Below are 23,788 nucleotides of genomic sequence, written 5' to 3'. Positions count from 1 at the left end.
ACAAAGTCATTAAAGGTAAATACCGTGCCACAAATCGTCATACTTCCACACCCCACGTTTTGCCCTGACGGCGCCGTCATCGACGCACCGGCCGGCAAGAGTCTGTGCGACGCCATGCTCGACAGCAATGTCGATATCGAACACGCCTGCGAAAAATCGTGCGCCTGTACCACTTGCCACGTGGTGATCCGCGAAGGTTTCGATACCCTGGATGACCCGACCGACAAGGAAGAGGATTTGCTCGACATGGCCTGGGGCCTGGAAGCGAATTCACGCCTGTCTTGCCAGGTGGTGCTGGGCGACGACGATCTGGTCGTTGAAATTCCGAAATACACCATCAACCACGCCAGCGAGAATCACTGATTCTGTCTGGTAGTGTGCGACCTACGTTAGCGAGGCAGCCATGAAATGGACCGACATTCAGCATATCGCTGAAGAACTCAACGATAAATTTCCCGACATCGATCCCAAGACCATTCGTTTCACCGACCTGCATCGCTGGGTGATGGAACTGGATGGTTTTGACGACGATGCCAATCGCTCGGGCGAGAAAATTCTCGAAGCGATCCAAACGGCATGGATCGAGGAAGCGGAATAATTCAGCGACGGCATGACAACAAAAAAGGAGCGTAATCGCTCCTTTTTTGTTGTCCGATGCCCGCTCCACGCCTGCCTTTTACACCAGGATGTTCGACACATGCTGCATGCCCATCGCGTATTGCGGAAAAATCTCTTGCAAGGCGTTGTCCGGAATGCGCATGTGCTTCTCTGCCAGCGTCGACATCACCGCGCGGAAGTCGGTGGTGATCGCAAGGTCGCGTCCCTCATTGAGCTCGTTCTTGTTCAACCCCGGCCACTGGCCGTAAATCGTCCTGCCGCGCACGTTGCCGCCCAGCAGCCACATGACGTTGCCGTGGCCGTGGTCGGTGCCGCCGTTGCCGTTTTCACGGAAGGTGCGGCCGAACTCGGATATCGCCACGATCACCGTATCGTTGAATGCCGGGCCCAGTTCCTGCGCCAGCGTCGCCAATCCGGTCGCCAGCGGGGCCAGGCGTCCGGCCAGTTGCCCCGCGCCGTTGCCCTGGTTGGCATGCGTATCCCAACCGCCTACCGCCAGGAAGCCCAGGCGTATCTTCGGATCGCCGCGCATCAGGCGACCCAGCCGCGCCGCATCGATGGCCATGCCGTTCGGCAGCGGCGCGCCATTGTTGGCCATGCGCTGCTCATTGCTGCTCAGTTCCGCCATCAATTCCCTGCGCGCGGCGATGCCGTCGCGATAGGCCTTGCCGAGCGCATCGTTGCCTGCATACATGGCACCGTAGGCCTGGCTGATTTTCGGTTGGTCGATCAAGGTAGGGCGTGCCGCATCGCGCCCGGTCGGCATGTTGGCGACCACTTGCCGGCCGCTCAGGATGCGCGGAATCGATTCGCCCAGCGTGAGCGCCTGCACCGGCGATTCGGAGGGCGGCAAGCGGCCTTGCAGTCGATTCATCCAGCCGTCGCGCGTGTTGTGCTGACCGGGCGTGCCGGTCTCCATATAGTCCTGCGCTTCGAAATGGGAGCGGGAGCCGTCGGGGGAGCCGGAGGCATGCACAAAGGCCAGTTGGCCGCTGTCCCAATACGGCATCAGCGGACGCAGGGACGGATGCAGGCCGAAGTAGCCGGTCAGGTCGATGACGCCGTTGTTCTGACCGGGATGCGCGACGGCAATGCCCGGACGCGCCTGATAGTACTCGCGGTCGCCGTGCGGTACGACGACGTTGAGACCATCGACGGCGCCGCGCAGGAACACCACCACCATGCGCGGCGTGCCGTCGCCGTCAGCATGCGCGCGCTGGCGTGGAGTACCGTAGGCCAATGGCGCGTTGCCATTGGTATTTGCATGGGCGGCAATCTGTTTGCCGGCGGGCGCCACCGCGCAGCCGGACAGTCCGACCGGCAGCAGGATCGCGCCGCTGCCGGCCAGGCCCATATAGCGAATGAAGTCCCGACGTTTCATTGCGGCTCCGATGCTCTTAACGTTTCATGAAGGCAGGTCCGCCCAGGATCAGGCCGACCTGCAAGTTGGGCGGCGCCCCCGCGATTGCGGTCACGGCGTTCTGGTCCAGCAGCGGCGACAGCGTCTGGATCAGTCGCACCGGATCGACGGCTTCCGCATTGGCTGCCGGTTGCGTATTTTCGGCGCGGGCAATCGGAGATTTGCCATTGCTCAGACCGTTGGCGAAATTGATCCGGCGCAGCAGCGCGTCGGGATTGAGCCAGGCCTCTTCGGAGAACTTGTAACCTTCCGGCGTCAGCCAACCGTACAGGGGCATGCCGAACTGGCTGAGCACGCCGCTCACGGGCTTGGCGTTGACGACCGGCGTAGCGGTGGCGCGCAGGCTGGAGACGACGTATTGATAGGGCGTCTTGAACTGGCTTTGGTAGTTCCGGCGCGACCAGAATTGCGGACTGTCGAACAAGGTGCGCAGCACGGTTTTGATGTCGCCGTCGCTGGCGAGGAAGCGCTGCGCCAGTTTCTCGACCAGCGCCGGATCGGCCTGGTCGGAAACGAAGTATTGCACCAGTTTGGTCGAGATGAAGCGCGCCGTCGCCGGATTGCGCGCCAGCATGTCGAGCGCCTGTTCGCCTTCCTGCTGGCCGCCTGGCGCAATCGTGCGACCGAGGAATTGCTTGGCCGCGCCGTCATGGCGTTGTGGATTGAAAGCGAAGCCGGCGCTGTTGACGCTGTCGGCTCCTTGTTTCATGTTCGCTTCATCTATGGTCCAGCCGCTCAGGATGCGCGCCAGCGAAATGACATCGGCCTGCGTGTAGCCGCCGTCGACGCCAAGTGTGTGCAACTCCATCAGCTCGCGCGCATAGTTTTCGTTGAGGCCTTTGAAACGTCCTTTGGCTTGCGGTGTACCGGCGCCGCTGCTGAGCCAGTTGTCGAGGTAATAGAGCATCGCCGGATGATGGGCGACCGCGCCCAGCAACTGGCGAAAATTGCCGAGTGCCTTGGGCCGGATGGCGTTCTTTTCGTAATCGGCGCTCCAATAGCGCACCCATTCCTTGCCTTCGAAGACATTGAAATGATTGAACCAGAATTCGGTCATCACTTCCTGCAACTGGCGCGGACTTTCGGTGGCAAGCCACAATCGCGCGGCATGGCTTTGCGGGGTGATTTCCTTCGCGGCGCGCTGGCGTGCAGCGTTCTTGTCGTCGGTGCTGGCGCTGTTGGGCGGGAAGGATGGCGGACCGTAGGCGATGTAGAGTTGCGAGGTGGTGAGCTGGTATGTCGCCAGGCCGTCGAGACGGCTTTGCAGATCGGGCGGAAGAGGTATGCGTTCCGGATTGAGTTGCTCGTCGATGTAGCGTTTTACGCCGATTTTTTCAACGGCGGCGACATCGCCCGGACGCGGCCCGTAGGCCAGGCGATTGAGCACATGCAACGCCTGCTCCTGCGAATTCAGCGCTTGCGCGAACGCCTGACCGCAAGCACTGGCCAAGCCTAGTGCAAGCAATCCGATCACACCATATCTACGAGGGATTTGCATGACGCCGCGTGTAGGAAAGAGAATGCTTAAAGTATCGCATCCTCACCGAACGTCGCTGTAATAAAGTGTAAAAGCTTTGTTCTTGCTGAAACGTCGTCAGCAGTCCTTCAGCTATTCGTCAGTTTTCCACGAGCTCGAAGCTGCCGCTGCTGCGCCATGTGGTGCGGTCGGCAACCCGGCTGGCCGTGCCGGAGACGCTGGTGTTGATTTCCACCTGTACCGAGAAACTGGCGCCCTTGAGCGTGCGTTCATCCTGCACCGGCACAACGCCCACGCCGGGCGACAGCAGGGCGGTTTCCATCATGTTGTCGGGTTGCTGGCCGGTGACTTTGACGTTGCCGAGCTTGACGCGTTTGCCGTCCAGTTGCGCGAGCGACAGATTCAGCACGAAGTTGCCGGCGTTGCCGAAACGGTAGCCGTTACCGTCACCGGCGGCGCCGCGAAAGTAGATGGTCATCAGCGACGGCTGACGGCAGTTCACAGAGAGCGTCATGGTCTGCTTGCCCAATGCGAAAGCGGTCGGCGACACCTGGCGGCCGAGCAGTTCGGCGCGCGTGACCTCGCCGTAGTCGATCACCGTATTGCTGATCTGCATCTGGCAATTGTCGTTGGGAGCAGCTTGTGTCGACGACGGCGACGACAGCGACGACAATGCGATCACCGCAGCAACGACGGCATGGCGGTTCATGGAGCTGCCTGCGAGGGATTTACGATTGAGCATGGGATGCTTTCCGTATCTGTAGTTGTACTTGCAGAGCCGGACCGCAGCGCGCCTCGGCAGTTTCAAAGAACATATTGGGATCCGCCCTGGACGGCAATTCAAATTGCAATGAACATTGCCTGCCGTCCGGAAGCGAGACCTCCAGTTTGGAATTGGGTACGCCGTTGATCAGGAAAATCTGGCCGTCGTCGACTACCGTCGTGACGAACTGGCCTTCGGCGTCCAGCACGAACGCGCCCTTGGGCAGAGGATTGCCGTCGGCACCTTTGGTGTTGAGCAGGATGCGCCGCACCTTGATGGTGTCGAAGGTGACGAAGTTGACTGAACCGCGTCCCGGCTCGACGAGCTTGTAACCGTTCTTGATGTCGACATTGCGCGGCAGGCTCTTGGTGGCGATTTCCAGCCGGCTGCTGGCGTACGGCGCCATCTGTGAAATCACCGCCTGTCCCCATGGGTCCGTCCACACCGGGCCATAGGGAGTGCTGACGCGGATGCCGGACTCGTCGCCCACCGACAGGATGCCGAAGGTGTCCTGGATCGGATAGGGCGACAGCGTCAGGCCGTTCTGATGCAACACCATGCCGCCGCGCAGACCGCCATTCATGGAAGTCGCTCCCGATCCTGCACGCGAATAACCGAGGTTGACCTGGGTATAGCGCGGCAGTATCGACGCCTGCGTCGAGAGATCGGTTTCCTGGTTCTGGGTGTTGCGCTCTGCGGAAACAGTGTAGTTGGCGTATTCGTTGATCGTCTCGTTGTATGAGGCGCCGTAGCGTTTGTAGCCGCTGCTGTTGTTGACGTAGGTGCGCACGTTGCGCTGCCCGAGCGGAATGCTCAGCGTGAGATAGAAAGTATTGATGGGCACGGTGTTGCTGCTGTTGGCGTCGGTGTTGCCGCTGGTGCCGAGATTGTGTTCGAGGTTGAACGATATCGTGCCGAATGAGAAGGTCTGACCCCATGAGCCGGTCACGCGCTGGGTCGAGACGCCGCTGAACAGCGAGGAGCGCGAATAGGCGACATTGAACGAGCCCAGTGTTGCATTGCTCCAGCTCAGCGATGCGGTGTACTGGCCGCGATAGCGATTGTGCTGCAAGTCGCCGGCGTTGGCGGGCGTGTCGACGATGGTGTCGGCGAGGTCGCGATAACCGAGCGTTTGCTGTGTCGCCGAAAAACTGCCCGAGAATGAGGTCGATAGCAGGCTGCTGCTGGACAGGCTGACCTGGGTTCCGCGCACGCCTTCGCCGGTCGCGTTGGACAGGCGCTGTTGCAGGCTGATGCTGGTGCTGTTGAACACGCGTGTGTCCATTCCCCAAGCCCCGGCCTGATACGAGGTCGCCGCCATGAGACCGGCGTTGGCGTTGCTGTCCTTGCCGATTTTCCAGCCGCCCGAACCGGTCACGATCCACGGCTGGCGCGCGGTGCTGCCGCCGAGACTGCGCTGACGACCGACGGCAAATGAATAGCCGCGCTGGCTGCCAAGCGAGCCGCTGTGCAACGACGCGGCCGGCACGATGAAGCGACGTTGCGCACCGGTGGCTTCCACCACGGTGACTTCCAGATCACTGCCCGAGTTCAGCAGCGGCAGGTCGGATAACGCGAACGGCCCGGCAGGAACAACGGTGGTGTAGATCAGCGCGCCGGCCTGGCGCACTTCCACGCGCGCTTGCCACTGCGCGATGCCTTCCACCATGACGTTGTTGCGATTGAGGCTCATCAGCGCACCTTCCGGAATCATTTGCGCCCCGGTAATGGCGCCGCCTGAGACCGCCGAATTGGCAATGTTGATCTGACCGGCCTGCAAGATGGATTTGAAATCCATCAGCGTTTTTTGGGCGTAGGCGTAGACATGCTGGCGCTGCGATTTTCCATCCTGGGCGGTATAGACCTCGCGGCTGCGCACGATCCAATCCTTGACGTTGAATCCCAGTTCGGCGTTACCCGACATGAAACGGCTGCCGCCACCGGAGAATTTGCTGTTCACGCCGAGTATTTCGTAGTTCAGCATCGCAGCAGTCCCGCCGCTGCTATAGCCGGCGAAGTCGTCCTCGGTGGGCCGCAAAGCATCGGTGGGCACCACCAGCGCCACCTCTTCCTTGCCGGGGCGCAGTTCGACCCGGGTTTGCGGGAAGGCTTCCTTGTAGTCGAAGCAGTCCGGCGACGCAGCCGTCGTAGCCTGTGCCGCAGGCGTCCCTGGCGTCGATGTGGGCTTGTCGGCCTTTTTCAACTGCGGCGGCACGATCAATCCGCCTTTGTCGAGCAGGCCGATGTCAAAACACAGATCGCCTTTGGTATTGAAGCGTGCATCGGCGCGTCCACGCTTGCTGCCGTTGACGAACAGCGTCACAACCTGCATACCGGGACGAAAGCGCGCAGCCTCGCGAAAATAATCCGCGAGCTGAGGATCGATGCCGCGCTCTTTCAGCATGTTCAGATCGAATCCGCTGGCATCGGCAGCATGCAACGGCACAGCCGCCATTCCCCCCGCTACGGCAGACAAGGCAATGAGGCAATGCTTCAGGCGAACGTCGGGCGGCGGGCGCGGGTCGAGGAAAGCCCCATGTTTCCTGCGGATTTTGTTATTCATTTTCCCTGGTTGCGAGGGAGAAAAAAGCGGGACTTACCTGGTAAGCGCAGCGTCGTAACTGTCCACCGAGAAGCCATATACCGTCGCGGGCGCCAGGCGTACCGTGGTCGATGCCGCGCCAGTTGCCGGGACCGCTACGCTGATGGTTTCACCCGGCAGGAAATAGGTCTTGCCGAGATCAAGCTCGGCGTTGCCCGGCAACAGCGTCACTGTCTGCGCCAGCCGCACGACATAGGCGCTGTCGTTCTTGGCGACAAGGTTGCCGTTGCGTACCGACCAGGTCAGCAATTTCCAGGGTTCCCGGTTGGGCGCGAGACCTTTGGGATGGATGATGACCGGCAGATTCTGGCGCACGTTCATCGTCACCTTGACGCCGCCGTCTTTGGATTGCTGCGGGATGCCTTCGAAAATGACGCGCTTGAATCGTTGCGTCTTGAGCGGTTCCTTGCTTTGCAGGATGAAGCGCACCAACTGGGTTTCATCCGGCTCGACGCGCGCGACGGGCGGGGTGACGATCAGGAGGTTTTCCTTGTCTTCCGGGAGGTTTTGAATCGAGGTGTACAGCAAGGTGGCATTAGCGTCGGTGTTCTTGACGTTCATGCTGGCTTCGCCGTCGGCTTCGTTGATGATGACCACCGAGGTCTCCGGAAGCATGCCGCTGGCGTATGCGGTGACAGGCATGACGGCGTTGGAGAGAAAACAGGCAACAGCAAGAAAAAGCAATTTCTTAAAATTGGTGCACATTTCATTTACCCCCCGGTTGTTATAGATAACGATTGCAACAGCTCCGATGCCAGATTTAAGAGTATTTGAGAATATTCTCAAAATTCAGAACGATTTAAAGCGTTGAACAGGGATGCCAAATGACGTCGCGACAACTCTTAAAGATAGGAAAGCTCCAGCGTCGCCGAACCGTCCAGCAAAATTTCTTGCGATAGGGAAAGGCTTTCAGGCTTGTTGATATACGGTTGCACGGTCACCGTGCCGGAGATCGTGCGTAAAGACGAGACATGGCTACTGCCCTGCGCGCCCCAGCCAAAGCTGCGGTTCTTGGCGACATAGCCTGTCGTTGACGGTTGCCAGGTCGTACCGCTGTCGGTGGAGTACAACAATTGGGTTTGCTGGTAGTCACCGGTATAGGACGCCGGCTGGAACACGATGGCGTAACCGCCGATGCTTTTACCGGCGGCAGTGCCGAGGCCGAAGTTGAAACTGTCGTTGAGATTACCGTCGCCGGAGCCGGCCGCGATGATGCCGACGATGACCGAGTTGGTGCGGTTGTCGATGGCCCTGATGCTCACTTTGGCGGCGGCATCGCAATTGATGCTGAACGACAGCGACTTCGACGGCAGCGGCGTCACCGTGCCGGGCTTCAACGAGCGCGCCGGAATGATGCCGTAATCGGCAACGCCGCCGCCCGACAGCATCGGTGTACAGGCAGCGGGCGTGATGACGCTCACTACCTGCATTTCCACCATGTTGGCAGCGCACGAGAGCGTGGTTGCGGCGAGGCAGAAAATGCCCAGGGCCATCCTCGCCATCCCGGATCCGGTGGCGATTGTAATGTGCTTCACAGGTGCGCTTCTTTCAGGTCGGAAGATCGTCGGCATTGCTTATAAATACAAGAGTTCAAAAGTGGCCGAGCCATTCAACGGAGCATCTTCTTTTTCCCGTGTATTGTCGGCGCTGTCGATGACGGCCTGGATGCTGAGTTTTGCCTCGAAGTTCAGGGTGCCGCCGGGATGGATCTTGTGTTCGGCGTCCCAGGCGTAAAGCACGTTCTTGCGGATGGTGTTGTCGCTGCTCAGTATCCACTGCGTGGCATTGATGCCGGTGGCGGACTCCAGCATGGCGGGAGGCGTCGCCTTCGGATGTGCAGGTTCGAACGACACGATATAGGCGCCGGCGTTTTGTCCGCTTCCCGCACCCAATCCGAACAGATGTTTGTTGCTGCGGTTGCGCATCGCCACCGCCTGCATTTGTGGTATCGGCGCGCTGTCACGATTGTCTATCAGGCGTAATGCAAGACGTGAGGGAAGGGCACAGGAAACGGAGAGCGTGAAAATTTTTTTGGCGAGGATTTTTGCTGCACCGCGTTCGGATGAAATCGGTCCGTAATCCACCACCCCCGCATCCGAAAAGACTGGCAGACAGGCGTCGGGAACGATCTTCCCGGTGACGCGCAATTCCGTCGCGCCGGCGGCGGATGCACCCGCCAGCAGAGAGAGGCCGACGCCATGCAACAGCATCGCCGATACGACGTTTTTCATGGATCTTCCCCAGATTGCAGAATATTGTGATTTGATCAGGCAAGGATAACGTTGCCAAGATGGTCATCCAACCAAAATCTGGGAAACAGATGAAAAAACACTTCCACTGTGGCGAACTCGTCGTTTTTCGACTAATTGCCAGCAAATAAGCGGGGCTGAATTGAGATCATTCTCATATACGGATGTGTGCAAGATGATCAGAATTGCAGCTGGTCAATCAAAGTCTATGCCGCAGTTGCGGTGCACATCTCGCTTGGGGTAAAGATGAAAACAGTCGCGAATCTTTCTGTTCTGGTAGTTGAAGACGAGCCATTGCAAAAAATATTTGCAGTCGAAAAGTTGCGAGAGCTCGGTTGCGTCAACGTGGTCGAGGCCGCCGACGGCATGGAGGCGATGGAGCGCTTGTCCGAGCGCCGCATCGATTTGATCTTTTGCGATATCGGCATGCCCAACATGGACGGCTCGCAGTTCGTGCTGGCGCAAGACCGGTCGGTGCAATCCGCGGGCAAGGAATTGCCGATGCTGGTGTGGATGAGCGTGCACGCCGAAGATGTGCGTGAATCGCACCTGCAACTGGCGTATTCCGCGGGCTTTCCCTTTGTCGATGCGATTGCCAAGCCACTGACGTTGCCGACGCTGCAAAGCATTCTCGCCACGGCGCTGACAATGATGAATGCGATCAAACCTGCGCCTGCCAAGGGCGGAAAAACAATATCGGCGACCGCGGACGGCGCCATTGGCGATGACGATATCTTGCGCGCCATCTGCGACACCAGTGAATTCGAAGTGTGGTATCAGCCGCAGATATCTTTGAAAACCAAGGCTATTATCGGCGCCGACGCCATGGTGCGTTGGAGCCACCCCAAATTCAGCTATCTGGCGCCGGAACAATTCATGACGCTGATTGAACGGCAGGGGCTGGGTCTCATGCTGTTTTATCGAACCGTCAACCATGTTCTGAAAACGCAACAGAAACTGGAGCACATCGGTTGCAGCCTTCCCATTTGCATCAAGGCTTCCGCATCGACGCTGGAAACCCCGGAAATTGCCGACTATCTTCATGAGCGTTCGCAGCGCTACGGCATATCTTCGCACCTGGTCACCGTCGGCATTTCGGAGGAGGAGCCGTCGCAACATGCGCTGAAGCTGGCCGCGTCCCTCAATCGTTTGCGCCTGCGCGGGTTCGGTTTGTCGATTGATGATTTCGGTTCCGGCATTTCGACCATGAAGCTGTTGTCGCAAATGCCCTTCACCGAAATCCGCATCGATCGCCACTTCGTGCGTCAGTTCCTGCGCCAGCCGCAATGCCGCGTCATCGTCGAATCGATCATCGGCATCGCCAAGCGCCTGCAGCTTGCCGTCATTGCGGAAGGGATCGAAAACGCCCGCCAGATGGAAGTCCTCGCCGCCATGGGATGCGGACGCGGGCAGGGTTTTATTGCAGCGCCCATGCGTCAGGACGACTTTCTGAGCAAGGTCGGCGCCAATCAATTGTTTAATAATGGCCTCATAAATGCCTGAGTTTTCTATTGTATTTTTACTATTTTTGATACACTCGACCATAATTCGACTGGTCGGCAGCCCTGCCTTTTTCGATCGCATCCAGGCGAAACGAGCATCGATTCCGATGCCTAGCGGTTTTCTGCGTGAATGACCGTCTGCGAAAGGACGCGATGATGACCTGGACTGCGACAAAGGCAATTCGTATTGCATTGCTGGACGATCATGCCGTGGTCCGGCATGGACTCGCGGCACGACTCACTGAAGAATCGGATTTCGAGGTGGTCGGCGCCTATGCCGCCAGCAAGGACATGATGTCCGCCTTGCGCGCTTTGCCGGCCGATATTCTGCTGATCGACTATTCTCTCGGGGCCAACGATATCGATGGCCTCAACCTGATCCGGGCACTCAAGGTGCGTTTCCCCGACAGTAAAATCCTCGTCTCGTCTTCACACTACAATCCTGCTACGGTCGCGCTGGCGATGCGCGCGGGCGCACGCGGTTTCGTGGGGAAGGAGCAGGAATTGTCCGAGCTTATTGCCGCAGTGCGTTCGGTGGCTGTGGGGCGTGTGCACCTGAACCCGTTCATGGCGGCGGAAATCTCCTCCATGCTGTCCAGTAACGGATCGGACGAAGAGTCGCCAAACGGCGATTCACTCACCGACAACGTTGAATTGTCGCCGCGCGAACGTGAAGTGCTGCGCTGTTGCCTGGAAGGGCTGAGCGTCACGCAGATCGCAGAAAAATTCGCGCGCAGCGTCAAGACCATCAGCGGACAAAAGCAGGCGGCCTTCCGCAAGTTGGGGGTGCGCAACGACAATGAACTGTTCAAGATCCAGCATCAACTCCAAGATATATAGGACGTACCATGAATACGATTGCTACGGCTCCTTCGCTCCAGATTCTTGTCGTCGACGATTCTGCAACCAGCCGCGTCGTCATTGAGAAACAACTGAAGAAACTGGGTTGCGACGTAGCGACGGCGCAGGATGGCAACTCCGGTCTTGCTGCAATGCAGGACGGCGAGTTTGACCTGGTGCTGCTGGATTGCCAGATGCCTGACATGAGCGGTTACGACGTGGCGAAAATATTCCGCCGGCGCGAACGCGAGGAAGAGTTGGCGCACACGCCCATCATCGCGATCTCGGCCGAGACCGATACCGCGCACATGCAGCTTTGCCTCGACAGCGGCATGGACGGCGTACTCGGCAAGCCCTTGCCGGTCGATGATCTGAAAAAAATGCTGTCGCTGTGGTGCGATGTCGACGTCTCTGCGGTAGCGCCGATGAACATCGACGACATGCGCAGCGTGGATCTGACGACGCTGTTTCGCACCACGTCGCTTGAGGATTTTGCAGTCCTGCAGACGGCCATGGCTGAGGCGGATATGGCCTCGGTCGGAAGGCTGGCGCATCGGATGAAGGGTGCCGCACTCACGATAGCTGCAGTCGACATCGTCGCGACGCTGGAACGCATCGAAGCGATCGCGGTGAGTCGCATGCCGTCGGCCGATCTGGCGGCTGAGGTTGCGGCGCTGGGACGGCAATTGCAGTCCCTCTGAATCCGGGTTTGTCACAGCAATCGGCTCGCATCAGCGGCCCGATTCACTTCAACTCAAGCCCCCATCCACGGCAGTCCCGCTTTGCACCATCCTTCGATGGTCTTGCGATGACCTGCGCTGTCCTTGTTTCCTTCGAAACCTTCGAGAATGTCATAGCAGCGCGTATAGCCGTTTTCAGTCGCCAGTTTTGCGGCATGGCGGGAGCGTACGCCCGAACGGCACAGAAACAGCAAGATTGTCTGCTTGTCCGCGAGGGCATCGAGCTGTTCGAGAAATTGTGGATTCGGCACGCTCTCCGGGTAGAGATTCCATTGCACCGCCAGATGCTGGTCCGCCGGAATCACAACCTGGCCGACCCAATCGCGTTCCGCCTTGGTGCGCACGTCAACCAGTTTGACGGCCGGATCGCCCTGCAGCAGGGCAAACGCCTCTTGCGGCGTGACCGCCCCCGCATACGGAAACTGACCAGTTTGCGCACGTTGGCCGGCAATCGAAAGAATGTCGTTGGAAGTTGTCATCAAGGTCCCTTTGATAATTGCTGAAAAGATACATAAATCATTATCCCAACGCCAAGGCAGGCAAATATCTGCACCAAAATAAAGCGAAGAGGAAAATATGCTTTTTAATGGTGCGAAAAATACATTTCGCACCATAATTGATCATTATTCGTGTTGCCGTGCACTGCTCGGAAACGCCCGCCAGCCAATAACTCCCTAAAATATGCCATAAGCATCAACGCAAGGCAGTTGGTGGCATGGAATCTGCTATCATTCCCGCCTGAGTTCTGGCGCACTATCTGTTGTATTTGCTGCACACATCAAGTCGCACGTAGTCGGCTCATCACCCAAATTGTACAAATTTATACTACTTCCTCGTTTTAGGAGATTCGCATGGCAAGGACGGCCGCAGAGGTTTTGAAGTTGGTGAAAGACAATGAAGTCAAGTTTGTTGATTTCCGTTTTGCCGACACCCGGGGTAAAGAGCAACACGTAACTGTTCCCGTTTCCCACTTCGACATCGACAAGTTCGAATCGGGTCACGCATTCGACGGTTCCTCGATCGCCGGCTGGAAGGGTATCGAAGCTTCGGACATGTTGCTGATTCCTGATCCAAACACCGCCAACATCGACCCGTTCATGGAAGAAACCACATTGTTCATGCAATGTGACGTGATCGAGCCATCCGATGGCAAGGGTTACGACCGTGACCCGCGTTCCATCGCCAAGCGCGCTGAAGCGTACCTGAAGTCCTCGGGCCTGGGCGATACCGCCTACTTCGGTCCTGAGCCAGAATTCTTCATCTTCGACGGCGTGCGTTGGGGTGCGGACATGTCCGGTTCCTTCGTCAAGATCGAATCCGAAGAAGCATCGTGGAGCTCCGGCGCCAAGCTCGAAGGCGGCAACACCGGCCATCGTCCGGTCGTCAAGGGCGGCTACTTCCCAGTGCCTCCAGTCGACAGCTTCCAGGACATGCGTTCGGAAATGTCCCTGATCCTCGAATCCCTGGGCATTCCAGTTGAAGTGCACCACCACGAAGTGGCCGGCGCAGGTCAAAACGAACTGGGCACCAGGTTCTCGACACTGGTTGAGCGCGCTGACTGGACACAAACACTGAAGTATGTGATCTGGAACGTTGCTCACACCTACGGCAAGACAGCGACCTTCATGCCCAAGCCACTGGTCGGCGACAACGGCTCCGGCATGCACGTTCACCAATCGGTCTGGAAAGACGGCAAGAATCTGTTCGCAGGCGACGGCTATGCCGGTCTGTCCGAATTCGCGTTGTTCTACATCGGCGGTATCATCAAGCACGCCAAGGCACTGAACGCGATCACCAACCCAGGCACCAACTCGTACAAGCGTCTGGTTCCAGGTTTCGAAGCACCGGTCAAGCTGGCTTACTCGGCACGCAACCGTTCCGCATCGATCCGTATTCCACACGTTGCGAACCCGAAGGGTCGTCGTATCGAAACACGTTTCCCGGATCCGCTGGCGAACCCATACCTGTGCTTCTCGGCTCTGCTGATGGCCGGTCTGGACGGCGTGCAAAACAAGATCCATCCAGGCGAAGCTGCTTCGAAGGATCTGTACCATCTGCCACCGGAAGAAGACAAGCTGATCCCGACAGTGTGCGCATCGCTGGAAGAAGCGCTGGATGCACTGAACGCCGATCGCGAGTTCCTGACACGCGGCGGCGTCTTCACCGACAGCATGATCGACGCCTACCTGGACCTGAAGGGCCAGGAAGTGCAACGCTATCGCATGACGACACACCCAATCGAATTCGACATGTACTACTCGCTGTAATCGTCGATTTTGCATTGATAAAAAAGGGAAGCTTGCTTCCCTTTTTTTATGCGCGAGGCTTATTGCGTTGGTGTCCGACGGGCTGCGTTTGTTCCTCGCCGGGTCTTGTCATACACTTGGTTTCATCGCATTTTTCAGGCCTGGACCAATGAAATTTTCCGTACTTGCCGCATTGTCAGGCCTGGCCTGCGCGGCCATCGTGCAAGCGGCCCCGACGTCAGATGACGTCTATGTCTGCATCGGTCAGAACGGCGTCGCGGAATATCGCAATACCGGCATCGGCAAAGGATGCCGCAAACTGGATATCCCGGCTGCGAGCGCCCCGGCGCCGACCAAACGTGCTGCACCGGGCAAGCCGGCAGCGACGACGGGGCCGGCTGTGACCGCAAGCGCTTTTCCCAAGGCCGACGGCCAGGTGCAGAAAGCGCGCGACAGCGACCGCAAACTGATATTGCAGGACGAACTCAGGCAGGAAGAGGGCAAACTGGCGAGCCTGAAGGCGGACTACAACAACGGCGAGCCCGAGCGGCGCGGCGATGAGCGCAACTATGCAAAATACCAGGAACGCGCTGCCGCCATGAAGGACGACATTGCCCGTTCGGAGCGCAATGTGGACGCGCTCAGGCGCGAAGTGGGCAAGCTGCGTTAATCCGTAAAAGCGGCGCGCAAGCCGGGAAGTCAGTGGCGCTGCAGCCTTGCCCAAATCTTGCTTTGCTGAGAGGAAGCTGACAAATCTGTGCGCACGGCCACAAGCCGCGACGACCTACTTGATGCGGCATTACTACAGGTACTTACGGAACGCATGAAAACAACTTTACCTTCACTCGACGGTCTTGACCTGCTGGCATCAGCAGTCATCATTCTCGACGCCAACGGCGGCATCGTATACGCCAACGCCGCTGCTGAAAACCTGCTGGAGAGCTCCTTCAAGGTCCTGTCCCAGCAAAAGCTCAGCGAACTGTTCCTCAACGGCAAAGAGCTGGCCACCTTGTTCTACCAGGCGGTTGAACATCAATTCGCCGACAAGCGCCTCGATCTCGTGCTGGAGCGCATCGGCCGCGAGCCGCTGCAGGTCCATACCATCGTCACCGCGCTCGACAACGCCGACACGCCGGTGCTGCTGGAGCTGCGGGAAAACGTCCAGCAACTCAAGCTCGATCGCGAAGAGCGCCTGCTCGACCAGAGCCAGGCCAACAAGGAACTGATCCGCAATCTCGCGCATGAAATCAAGAATCCGCTCGGCGGCATTCGCGGCGCGGCGCAACTGCTGGAACTGGAGCTGCCCGAGCGCCATCTGAAAGAGCTGCGCGAATATACCCAGGTCATCATCAAGGAAGCCGATCGCCTGCAAACGCTGGTCGATCGCCTGCTGGCGCCGCACCGGCGGCCGCACATCGTCGGCGACGTCAACATCCATGAAGTCTGCGAACGCGTGCGCAGTCTGATCCTGGCCGAGTTTCCCAACGGCCTGACCATCAAGCGCGATTACGACCTGTCGATTCCTGAATTCCGCGGCGACAAGGAGCAGTTGATCCAGGCCTTGCTGAACATCGTCCACAACGCTGCACAAGCACTCGCCGAACGCATCCGCACCGGCGACGGCGAACTGATTTTGCAGACGCGCGTGATGCGGCAAGTGACGCTGGCCAAGGTCCGATATCGGCTGGCACTAGACTTGCATATCATCGACAACGGCCCCGGTATTTCACCGGATATCCAGGACCGTATTTTTTACCCGCTGGTATCCGGTCGTGAGGGAGGCAGCGGTTTGGGATTGACGTTGGCGCAAACATTCGTTCAGCAGCACATGGGGGTGATCGAATGCGAAAGCCGGCCGGGATGTACGGATTTCAGGATATTGATTCCGCTTCCCTGATGGTAGTTCATCGGGTGAGCAGGGATCGGGCAGGGCAACATTGGCGCGAGCCTTTTACGCGACTTACACACGCTACTACACGCTATTACACGCAACGATAAGCAAGAAAAGATAACACTATGAAACCGATCTGGATTGTTGACGACGACGAATCGATACGCTGGGTATTGGAAAAAGCCCTCGCGCGAGAAAATCTCGCCACGCAAAGCTTTTCCAGCGCACGCGACGCCATGCAGGCACTGGAGAGCGGCACGCCGCAAGTACTGGTTTCCGATATCCGCATGCCCGGCGCTTCCGGCCTGGAGCTGTTGCAGACCATCAAGGCCAAGCATCCCGGCATTCCGGTCATCATCATCACCGCATTCTCCGATCTCGATTCGGCGGTCTCGGCATTCCAGGGCGGCGCCTTCGAATACCTGGCCAAGCCCTTCGACGTCGACAAGGCCGTCGAGCTGATCCGCCGTGCATTGGAAGAGAGCCTGCGCGAAACCGATGTCGAGCAATCGTCGGCCAACGCGCCGGAGATTCTCGGCCAGGCGCCGGCCATGCAGGATGTGTTCCGCGCCATCGGCCGCTTGTCGCAATCCAACGTGACCGTGCTGATCACCGGCGAATCCGGCTCCGGCAAGGAACTGGTCGCACGCGCCTTGCACAAGCACAGCCCGCGCGCCGCGCAGCCCTTCGTCGCATTGAACACCGCAGCGATCCCCAAGGACCTGCTCGAGTCCGAACTGTTCGGCCATGAGCGCGGCGCCTTCACCGGCGCGCAGGCGATGCGTCGCGGTCGCTTTGAACAAGCCGAAGGCGGCACGCTGTTCCTCGATGAAATCGGCGACATGCCGCTCGACCTGCAAACGCGTTTGTTGCGCGTGCTGTCGGACGGCCACTTCTATCGCGTCGGCGGCCATCAGTCGCTCAAGGCCAACGTGCGCGTCATTGCCGCTACTCACCAAAACCTCGAACACCGCGTGCGCGAGGGCCTGTTCCGTGAAGACTTGTACCACCGCCTCAACGTCATCCGCCTGCGTCTGCCAAGCCTGCGCGAGCGCAGCGAAGACATCCCGATCCTGGCGCGCCATTTCCTGACGCAAAGCGCGCGTCAGCTTGGTGTCGAAGCCAAGCGCCTGTCGCCGCAGGCGATGCAGTTCCTGTCGCAACTGGAACTGCCCGGCAACGTACGCCAGCTGGAAAACCTGTGCAACTGGATCACCGTCATGGCGCCCGGCCAGACCGTGGAAGTGAAGGATTTGCCGCAGGATCTGATCGAAGAGCGCAGCAGCAATTTCCAGCCGACGCACACACACACGCACACAACCTCATCGGCCGCGCCTGCCGAAGCACATGGCGGCGCCGGCGGGGGAGCGAGCTACGACGGCGATGGCGGCGCCGAGCGCAGCTGGATCAGCCTGCTGGAAACCGAAGCGGCGCAAATGCTCGCCGAAGAGCGTCCGGAAGTCATGGATATCCTCGGTCGCCAGTTCGAAGCGACGCTGATCAAGATCGCGCTCAAGCATACTCATGGCCGCAAGAACGATGCAGCCGTGCGCCTGGGCATCGGCCGCAACACGATCACGCGCAAGATCCAGGAACTCGGCATCGGCGGCGCCGAAGACGACTGAACGGAAGAATGCAAGAAGGGGTTTGAGGAAAAGAGGGAACAGAACAAGCTGCAGTGCAGGGACAACATCTGCATATGCGATGCGGATTAATAACACCAAAAACATCAGGGCCGGTTTCAGCGATGAAACCGGCCCTTTTTTTCGATCCGCTTTTCCTTCACGCCGACCGGCTGGACCGGTCATGCGCGAAGTCGATCATCAACGCACGCGCAGGACGTAGCGCGCCGCCGTCGACGCGATCAAGCTCAAGGCCGCGCCGAAGATCACGAAGAAGCTCACCGACAGCTTGTTGCCGGTGAACTGGATCAGCCAGGTGATGATCAGGCCGGCGAAACCGCCGAACAGCATCACGGCGATGTTATAGCTCAGCGACATGCCGGTGCCGCGCGTCTGCACCGGGAACACATCGGCCAGCAATGCCGGCATGGAAGCGAAGTACATCGTCATCAGCACGCCGATCACGATCTGCAGCAACAGCAGGTTGACGAAGCTCGGCGCACTCGTCAGGAACACGAACATCGGATACGTGAACACCACGAACGCCAGGCTGCTGCCGATCATGAATGGCGTGCGGCCGTACTTGTCGGACAGCTCGCCCACCAGCGGTGAGAACACCATCATGATCAGCCCGGAGACGATCGTCGCCGCGTACGACGACCATGCCGGCATGCCCAGTTGCTTGATCGCATACGTCGGCATGTACAGCGCGAGGTAGACCGAAACGGTCGCCATGATCACGCTGCCGGTGCCGATCAGCAGACGCATTTTCTGGCTGGAGAAGGTATCGCGCAGCGGTGTTTCAGTGCGCTCAGCGGCGGCGAATTCCGGCGACTCATCGAGATGGCGGCGGATGTAGTAACCGGCAGGGCCGATCAGCAGGCCGAACAGGAACGGCAGACGCCAGCCCCAGGAATACAGCTGCTCAGGCGTCAGCAAACCGTTCAGTCCGGCGCCGAAAACCGCCGCCATCAGCAGGCTTAGCCCCTGGCTGGCGACTTGCCAGCTCGAGAAGAAGCCGCGGCGATGCGGTGCGTGTTCCACCAGGAACGCGGTCGAACTGCCGAACTCGCCGCCGGCCGAAAAGCCCTGGATCAGGCGCGCCAGCACGATACCGGCAGGCGCCCACAAACCGATGCTGGCGTAGGTCGGCATGAAGGCAATCATCGCGGTGCCGATGGTCATCAGCACGATCGACAGCGACAGCGCCGCCTTGCGGCCGACGCGATCGGAATACGCGCCGAGCACGACCGCGCCGAGCGGGCGCATGAAGAACGACACGCCGAAGGTGGCGAAGGTCACCAGCAACGATACGGTCTCGTTCTCGGTAGGAAAAAACAGTTTGGCGATGATCACGGCGAAGGCGCCGTAGATCAGCACATCGAACCATTCCAGCGCGTTGCCGATCGATGATGAAATGACCGCGCGCCAGGTTTGTGGATGTAACTTGACCGACTTGGCGTCGCCCGTGTTGGATGAACTGATGGCGTTCATGTGGCTCCCGGAGTGAGTGATTGAGATGATTTTTTTATGGTGAGGCATCGCACCACAAGGTGTTCACCGTCATGTTGTTTACACATGAACAATGCGTAAACAGTATGCCGTTGAGAGGTGCGATCGGCTGAGAATACGTGCATGCGCGCGCGACTGTCAATCAGGTTTCGCGCTTGAAGAAAAGTGTTTGCAGAAGCGTGTCGGCAGCGATTCCCGAAGAGTGGGAATCGCTGCCGACACGCTTCACAGGTGAATCAACATCGGGGAGGTGTAAAGAGCGCCGTCACACCGCAGGAAGTGTATTGACGCTTCAGTTTTTCTCGCCAAGACGACGCCACAGCGTTGTGCGGCTGATGCCCAGATAACTTGCCGCAGCGGCACGGTTGCCGTCGAAGCGCGCCAGCACATCCTGCAATGATTCGTCGGCGTCGGCATGCGCTGCAGGCAAAACGGACGCCACGGGCGCCGTCGTTGTCGATGCGTCATCACGCAAGATTTCCGGCGCGATGCGGCCGATCAGATTCGGCGTCAACGCCTGCAACGGTTCGGCTGCCAGAAACAGCGCCAGCCGCTCCATCATGTTGCGCAGCTCGCGTACGTTGCCGGGCCAGCCATAGCGCGCCAGCAGGGGCGTGCAACGCAAGATCTCGGCATGCAGGTTGGCGTGCGGGCGGATATCCATCGCCGCCAGCGCATTCTTCAGGCACCACTCCGCCAGCGGTGCAAGGTCGTCCGGCCGCTCGCGCAGCGGCGGCAGCGTCATGCGCAAGACGCTCAGGCGGTAAAACAGATCGGCGCGGAAGCGGCCGTCGCGTACGCGCGCATCGAGGTCGCAATGCGTGGCGCTGATGATGCGCACGTTGACCGGTATCGGCCGGGTGCCGCCCACGCGCACCACTTCGCGTTCTTCCAGCACACGCAGCAAGCGCGTTTGCAATGGCAGCGGCATCTCGCCGATTTCATCGAGCAAGAGGGTGCCGCGATGCGCGGCTTCAAACAGCCCGGCGCGACCGCCGCGGCGCGAGCCGGTGAAGGCGCCTTCTTCATAGCCGAACAATTCGGATTCCAGCAACGACTCCGCCAGTGCGCCGCAGTTGACGGCAACGAAGGGATGATGCGCCTGCACCTTGCCTTGCATTTGCGGATGCGCGCGATGGATCGCTTGCGCGGCGAGTTCCTTGCCGGTGCCGGTTTCACCCTGGATCAATACCGTCGCCGGCGACTTGGCGAACAGGGTGATCGATTGCCGCACGCTTTCCATCGCCGCCGAATCGCCGCGCAGGTCGTTAAGATGATGCCGCGCGCGCAAGGTGTCGGCCACGGGAAGGATGCGTCCGCGCGTTGATTCCAGTTGCGTCAGGCGCGCCAGTTCCAGCGCGTCGTCGAACGCCTGGCGGATGCTGGCGGCGGAGTAGACGAAGATGCCGGCCAATCCCGCTTCCTGGGCCAGCCCCGTGATCAGGCCGGCGCCGACGACGGCCTTGATGCCGGCCGCTTTCAGTTCGTTGATTTGCGAGCGAGCGTCTTCTTCGGTGGCGTAAGTGCGCTGCACGATGTTGAGGCCGAAGGTGTTCTGGAATTCGACCAGCGACGGCATGGTTTCCTGATAGGTGATCATGCCGATGTCGGGAGAAATCTTGCGCGCTTTCGCCAGCGCCTGCATGACATCGAAGCCGCTGGCCTTGGCAATGATCACGGGGACTGACAGGCGACTCTTGAGATAGGCGCCATTGGATCCTGCCGCGATCACGGCGTCGCAGTGTTCTGTCGCGAGGCGCTCACGGATATGCCGTACCGCATCTTCAAAGCCCAGCGGGATCGGCTCGATGTCCGCGCGATCATCGAACTCCAGCGTGATGTCGCGAAACAGTTCGACCAGGCGCGACACCGAAACTGTCCAGATGACCGGCTTGTCCGGGTTATCCCGAGAAGAGAAGGGAGGGCGTTTCATGTTTCATTTTGAATGTTTCAAACGTTTCAAATGTAACACATTCCCGGCGGGAGTGTCGTCGAAGCAGGGATGCGCTCCCGAGGAGGAAAAGACATAAGTCGTTGATTTCACACGGGCTTGCGATGAAACATCGATTTCTTCCGCGATGCAACATCCGGTGGCGGCCAGCATGGCACGCGCATTGCAACAAGCACCGGCATTCACCTCGCTGAAACACGCAACGACAGACGCAACGACAGACGCAACTTCAAGGACTCCGTATGACCAACCTTTCTCAAACCACCAAACAAATTCTGCGCGACAAGGTCAATGCACGCAAAGGGCTGCTGGTCCCCGGCGCCTTCAATGCGCTGTCGGCGCGTGTGATTGCCGATCTCGGTTTCGAGGCTCTTTACATTACCGGCGCCGGCGTGACCAACATGTATTTCGGCATGCCGGATCAGGGCTTCATCGGCCTCAATGAATTGGCCGACCACACCGCGCGCATTCGCGATGCGGTGGAGATTCCGCTGATCGTCGATGCCGACACCGGCTTTGGCAACGCCCTCAACGTGCGCCACACCATCCGTACGCTGGAACGCGCCGGCGCCGATGCGGTGCAGTTGGAAGACCAGGTTTCGCCCAAGCGCTGCGGTCACTTCAGCGGCAAGGAAGTCATCTCCTGCGCAGAAATGGTCGGCAAGATCCACGCCGCCGTCGATGCACGCAGCAATGACGGCATGCTGATCATGGCGCGCACCGATGCGTGCAGCGTCCACGGTTTCGAAGATGCGTTGGAACGCGCGGCCCGCTACAGCGAAGCCGGCGCCGACATCCTGTTCGTGGAAGCGATCGAGACCGCGGACGAAATCCGTCGTCTGCCACAAGCACTGGACAAGCCGCAACTGGTGAATCTGGTGATCGGCGGCAAGACGCCGATCTTCAACGCCGACGAGCTGGGCGAGCTGGGCTACGGCATCGTGCTGTACGCCAACGCCGCGTTGCAAGGCGCCGTGGCCGGCATGCAAAAGGCATTGACCGTGTTGCGCGACAACCATCGCCTCGACGAAGACCCGAATTTCGTGACGCCGTTTGCCGAACGCCAGCGCCTGGTCAACAAGCCGATGTTCGATCTGCTGGAAAAGAAATACGCGGAAAAATAATCCGGATTTACTACAAGAATTCATACCTCAATACATCATTCAGGAGATACGCATGAGCGAACCACAAGCACCGGCAACCGGCTTCAAACCGAAAAAATCCGTGGCGCTGTCCGGCGTCACTGCCGGCAACACCGCGCTGTGCACCGTCGGCAAGACCGGCAACGATTTGCACTATCGCGGTTACGACATCCTCGACGTCGCCGACAGCTGCGAGTTTGAAGAGATCGCCCACTTGCTGGTGCACGGCAAGCTGCCGACCGCGGCCGAGCTGAAGGCCTACAAGGCCAAGCTGAAAGCGCTGCGCGGTCTGCCGGCCAACGTCAAGGCGGCGCTGGAATGGCTGCCTGCAGCATCGCACCCGATGGACGTGATGCGCACCGGCGTGTCGGCATTGGGCTGCGTGCTGCCGGAAAAAGATGACCACAACACGCCGGGCGCGCGCGACATCGCGGATCGCCTGATGGCCTCGCTGGGTTCGATGCTGCTGTACTGGTATCACTACAGCCAGAACGGCAAGCGCATCGAAGTCGAAACCGACGACGAATCCATCGGCGGCCACTTCCTGCACCTTCTGCACGGCGAAAAGCCATCCGAGCTGTGGGAAAAGGCGATGCACACTTCGCTGATCCTGTACGCCGAACACGAATTCAACGCCTCCACCTTCGCCAGCCGCGTCATCGCCGGCACCGGCTCCGACATGTACTCGGCCATCACCGGCGGCATCGGCGCATTGCGCGGTCCGAAGCACGGCGGCGCCAATGAAGTCGCGTTTGAAATCCAGAAGCGCTACGACAACCCTGACGAAGCGGAAGCCGACATCAAGCGCCGCGTCGAGAACAAGGAAGTCGTGATCGGCTTCGGCCATCCGGTCTACACCATCTCGGACCCACGCAACAAGGTCATCAAGGAAGTCGCGCGCAAGCTGTCCAAGGACGCCGGTTCGGTCAAGATGTTCGACATCGCCGAGCGCCTCGAAACCGTCATGTGGGACATCAAGAAGATGTTCCCCAATCTCGACTGGTTCTCGGCCGTGTCGTACCACATGATGGGCGTGCCGACGGCGATGTTCACGCCGCTGTTCGTGATCGCACGCACCTCCGGCTGGGCTGCGCACATCATCGAGCAACGCATCGACAACAAGATCATTCGTCCATCGGCGAACTATGTCGGTCCGGAAGATCTGAAGTTCGTGCCGATCGGCAAGCGCAAGTAAGTCGTACCCTTGGCAGTA

21 protein-coding genes are annotated in these 23,788 nt (G+C 59.3%); 11 read left to right on the top strand and 10 right to left on the bottom strand.

What is annotated here, in order from left to right; all coding sequences use genetic code 11:
- Positions 1-24: 24 nt before the first annotated feature.
- Both fdx and iscX read left to right on the top strand, forming a co-directional pair.
- Positions 25-363, top strand: a complete 339-nt coding sequence (gene fdx / locus DXT88_RS16370) for an ISC system 2Fe-2S type ferredoxin (RefSeq protein WP_265215029.1) — start codon at positions 25-27, stop codon at positions 361-363.
- Positions 364-403: 40 nt separating this feature from the next.
- Complete coding sequence (gene iscX, locus DXT88_RS16365) at positions 404-598, top strand: Fe-S cluster assembly protein IscX (protein ID WP_265215028.1); 195 nt, start codon at positions 404-406, stop codon at positions 596-598.
- Positions 599-676: 78 nt separating this feature from the next.
- Here iscX and DXT88_RS16360 read toward each other — a convergent pair whose 3' ends face one another.
- The 7 genes from DXT88_RS16360 to DXT88_RS16330 form a co-directional block, all read right to left on the bottom strand.
- Positions 677-1,999, bottom strand: a complete 1,323-nt coding sequence (locus DXT88_RS16360; RefSeq protein ID WP_265215027.1) for a DUF1501 domain-containing protein — start codon at positions 1,997-1,999, stop codon at positions 677-679.
- Between the two features lie 16 nt (positions 2,000-2,015).
- Positions 2,016-3,536: a DUF1800 domain-containing protein gene (locus DXT88_RS16355; protein WP_265215025.1), complete on the bottom strand. Its 1,521-nt coding sequence runs from the start codon at positions 3,534-3,536 to the stop codon at positions 2,016-2,018.
- Positions 3,537-3,654: 118 nt separating this feature from the next.
- Entirely contained in the window at positions 3,655-4,257 is a 603-nt protein-coding gene (locus tag DXT88_RS16350) for a DUF1120 domain-containing protein (protein WP_265215023.1), read from the bottom strand.
- Positions 4,244-6,841 carry a fimbria/pilus outer membrane usher protein gene (locus DXT88_RS16345; protein WP_265215021.1) on the bottom strand — a complete coding sequence of 866 codons (2,598 nt, stop codon included), beginning with the start codon at positions 6,839-6,841 and terminating at the stop codon, positions 4,244-4,246. The genes DXT88_RS16350 and DXT88_RS16345 overlap by 14 nt, the downstream gene beginning before the upstream one ends.
- Before the next feature lie 33 nt (positions 6,842-6,874).
- The gene (locus DXT88_RS16340) at positions 6,875-7,585 is read right to left on the bottom strand and encodes a fimbria/pilus chaperone family protein (RefSeq protein ID WP_265215020.1); all 711 of its coding nucleotides are present in this window, start codon (positions 7,583-7,585) and stop codon (positions 6,875-6,877) included.
- A 137-nt stretch (positions 7,586-7,722) separates the two neighbouring features.
- Positions 7,723-8,415: a DUF1120 domain-containing protein gene (locus tag DXT88_RS16335; RefSeq protein WP_265215018.1), complete on the bottom strand. Its 693-nt coding sequence runs from the start codon at positions 8,413-8,415 to the stop codon at positions 7,723-7,725.
- Positions 8,416-8,454: 39 nt separating this feature from the next.
- Complete coding sequence (locus DXT88_RS16330) at positions 8,455-9,111, bottom strand: DUF1120 domain-containing protein (protein ID WP_016834013.1); 657 nt, start codon at positions 9,109-9,111, stop codon at positions 8,455-8,457.
- 264 nt (positions 9,112-9,375) lie between these two features.
- On the opposite strand from DXT88_RS16330, the gene DXT88_RS16325 reads away from it, so the two are divergent.
- The 3 genes from DXT88_RS16325 to DXT88_RS16315 all read left to right on the top strand — a co-directional run bounded on the left by DXT88_RS16325 (position 9,376) and on the right by DXT88_RS16315 (position 12,172).
- Entirely contained in the window at positions 9,376-10,632 is a 1,257-nt protein-coding gene (locus DXT88_RS16325) for an EAL domain-containing response regulator (RefSeq protein ID WP_265215015.1), read from the top strand.
- A gap of 155 nt (positions 10,633-10,787) precedes the next feature.
- Positions 10,788-11,471: a response regulator transcription factor gene (locus DXT88_RS16320; protein WP_029363385.1), complete on the top strand. Its 684-nt coding sequence runs from the start codon at positions 10,788-10,790 to the stop codon at positions 11,469-11,471.
- An 8-nt stretch (positions 11,472-11,479) separates the two neighbouring features.
- Positions 11,480-12,172, top strand: a complete 693-nt coding sequence (locus DXT88_RS16315; protein ID WP_265215012.1) for a response regulator — start codon at positions 11,480-11,482, stop codon at positions 12,170-12,172.
- Between the two features lie 53 nt (positions 12,173-12,225).
- Here DXT88_RS16315 and DXT88_RS16310 read toward each other — a convergent pair whose 3' ends face one another.
- A complete protein-coding gene (locus DXT88_RS16310; protein WP_265215247.1) occupies positions 12,226-12,690 on the bottom strand; it encodes a rhodanese-like domain-containing protein in 465 nt (154 codons plus the stop codon).
- Positions 12,691-13,062: 372 nt separating this feature from the next.
- Here DXT88_RS16310 and glnA point away from each other — a divergent pair, with 372 nt between their 5' ends.
- The 4 genes from glnA (at position 13,063) to ntrC (ending at position 17,973) form a co-directional block, all read left to right on the top strand.
- Positions 13,063-14,478, top strand: coding sequence for a type I glutamate--ammonia ligase (gene glnA / locus DXT88_RS16305; RefSeq protein ID WP_029363383.1), 1,416 nt, complete (start codon positions 13,063-13,065; stop codon positions 14,476-14,478).
- Positions 14,479-14,626: 148 nt separating this feature from the next.
- Positions 14,627-15,127, top strand: coding sequence for a DUF4124 domain-containing protein (locus DXT88_RS16300; protein WP_265215010.1), 501 nt, complete (start codon positions 14,627-14,629; stop codon positions 15,125-15,127).
- A gap of 153 nt (positions 15,128-15,280) precedes the next feature.
- Positions 15,281-16,354 carry a nitrogen regulation protein NR(II) gene (gene glnL, locus DXT88_RS16295; RefSeq protein ID WP_016834006.1) on the top strand — a complete coding sequence of 358 codons (1,074 nt, stop codon included), beginning with the start codon at positions 15,281-15,283 and terminating at the stop codon, positions 16,352-16,354.
- Positions 16,355-16,473: 119 nt separating this feature from the next.
- Positions 16,474-17,973 carry a nitrogen regulation protein NR(I) gene (ntrC, locus tag DXT88_RS16290; protein ID WP_265215008.1) on the top strand — a complete coding sequence of 500 codons (1,500 nt, stop codon included), beginning with the start codon at positions 16,474-16,476 and terminating at the stop codon, positions 17,971-17,973.
- 198 nt (positions 17,974-18,171) lie between these two features.
- Here the strand turns inward: ntrC and DXT88_RS16285 are convergent, their stop codons facing one another.
- Both DXT88_RS16285 and prpR read right to left on the bottom strand, forming a co-directional pair.
- Positions 18,172-19,464 carry an MFS transporter gene (locus tag DXT88_RS16285; RefSeq protein WP_016834004.1) on the bottom strand — a complete coding sequence of 431 codons (1,293 nt, stop codon included), beginning with the start codon at positions 19,462-19,464 and terminating at the stop codon, positions 18,172-18,174.
- A 310-nt stretch (positions 19,465-19,774) separates the two neighbouring features.
- Positions 19,775-21,415, bottom strand: coding sequence for a propionate catabolism operon regulatory protein PrpR (gene prpR, locus DXT88_RS16280; protein WP_265215007.1), 1,641 nt, complete (start codon positions 21,413-21,415; stop codon positions 19,775-19,777).
- Positions 21,416-21,675: 260 nt separating this feature from the next.
- Here prpR and DXT88_RS16275 point away from each other — a divergent pair, with 260 nt between their 5' ends.
- Together DXT88_RS16275 and prpC are read left to right on the top strand one after the other, a co-directional pair.
- On the top strand, positions 21,676-22,557 hold the full coding sequence (locus DXT88_RS16275; protein WP_265215006.1) for an isocitrate lyase/PEP mutase family protein: 882 nt from the start codon (positions 21,676-21,678) through the stop codon (positions 22,555-22,557).
- Positions 22,558-22,609: 52 nt separating this feature from the next.
- The gene (gene prpC, locus DXT88_RS16270) at positions 22,610-23,770 is read left to right on the top strand and encodes a bifunctional 2-methylcitrate synthase/citrate synthase (protein ID WP_016834002.1); all 1,161 of its coding nucleotides are present in this window, start codon (positions 22,610-22,612) and stop codon (positions 23,768-23,770) included.
- Positions 23,771-23,788 lie beyond the last annotated feature (18 nt).

Origin of the sequence: Herbaspirillum lusitanum (genome assembly GCF_026127345.1) — a bacterium.
Classification (GTDB): domain Bacteria; phylum Pseudomonadota; class Gammaproteobacteria; order Burkholderiales; family Burkholderiaceae_D; genus Herbaspirillum; species Herbaspirillum lusitanum.
This window is presented reverse-complemented; position numbering and strand designations above follow the sequence as displayed.

Coding starts and splice junctions, on each gene's coding strand:
- iscX (WP_265215028.1), top strand. CDS start 404: ATGAAATGGACCGACATTCAGCATATCGCTGAAGAACTCAACGATAAA.
- DXT88_RS16360 (WP_265215027.1), bottom strand. CDS start 1,999: ATGAAACGTCGGGACTTCATTCGCTATATGGGCCTGGCCGGCAGCGGC.
- DXT88_RS16355 (WP_265215025.1), bottom strand. CDS start 3,536: ATGCAAATCCCTCGTAGATATGGTGTGATCGGATTGCTTGCACTAGGC.
- DXT88_RS16350 (WP_265215023.1), bottom strand. CDS start 4,257: ATGCTCAATCGTAAATCCCTCGCAGGCAGCTCCATGAACCGCCATGCC.
- DXT88_RS16345 (WP_265215021.1), bottom strand. CDS start 6,841: ATGAATAACAAAATCCGCAGGAAACATGGGGCTTTCCTCGACCCGCGC.
- DXT88_RS16340 (WP_265215020.1), bottom strand. CDS start 7,585: ATGTGCACCAATTTTAAGAAATTGCTTTTTCTTGCTGTTGCCTGTTTT.
- DXT88_RS16330 (WP_016834013.1), bottom strand. CDS start 9,111: ATGAAAAACGTCGTATCGGCGATGCTGTTGCATGGCGTCGGCCTCTCT.
- DXT88_RS16325 (WP_265215015.1), top strand. CDS start 9,376: ATGAAAACAGTCGCGAATCTTTCTGTTCTGGTAGTTGAAGACGAGCCA.
- DXT88_RS16320 (WP_029363385.1), top strand. CDS start 10,788: ATGACCTGGACTGCGACAAAGGCAATTCGTATTGCATTGCTGGACGAT.
- DXT88_RS16315 (WP_265215012.1), top strand. CDS start 11,480: ATGAATACGATTGCTACGGCTCCTTCGCTCCAGATTCTTGTCGTCGAC.
- DXT88_RS16310 (WP_265215247.1), bottom strand. CDS start 12,690: ATGACAACTTCCAACGACATTCTTTCGATTGCCGGCCAACGTGCGCAA.
- glnA (WP_029363383.1), top strand. CDS start 13,063: ATGGCAAGGACGGCCGCAGAGGTTTTGAAGTTGGTGAAAGACAATGAA.
- DXT88_RS16300 (WP_265215010.1), top strand. CDS start 14,627: ATGAAATTTTCCGTACTTGCCGCATTGTCAGGCCTGGCCTGCGCGGCC.
- glnL (WP_016834006.1), top strand. CDS start 15,281: ATGAAAACAACTTTACCTTCACTCGACGGTCTTGACCTGCTGGCATCA.
- ntrC (WP_265215008.1), top strand. CDS start 16,474: ATGAAACCGATCTGGATTGTTGACGACGACGAATCGATACGCTGGGTA.
- DXT88_RS16285 (WP_016834004.1), bottom strand. CDS start 19,464: ATGAACGCCATCAGTTCATCCAACACGGGCGACGCCAAGTCGGTCAAG.
- prpR (WP_265215007.1), bottom strand. CDS start 21,415: ATGAAACGCCCTCCCTTCTCTTCTCGGGATAACCCGGACAAGCCGGTC.
- DXT88_RS16275 (WP_265215006.1), top strand. CDS start 21,676: ATGACCAACCTTTCTCAAACCACCAAACAAATTCTGCGCGACAAGGTC.
- prpC (WP_016834002.1), top strand. CDS start 22,610: ATGAGCGAACCACAAGCACCGGCAACCGGCTTCAAACCGAAAAAATCC.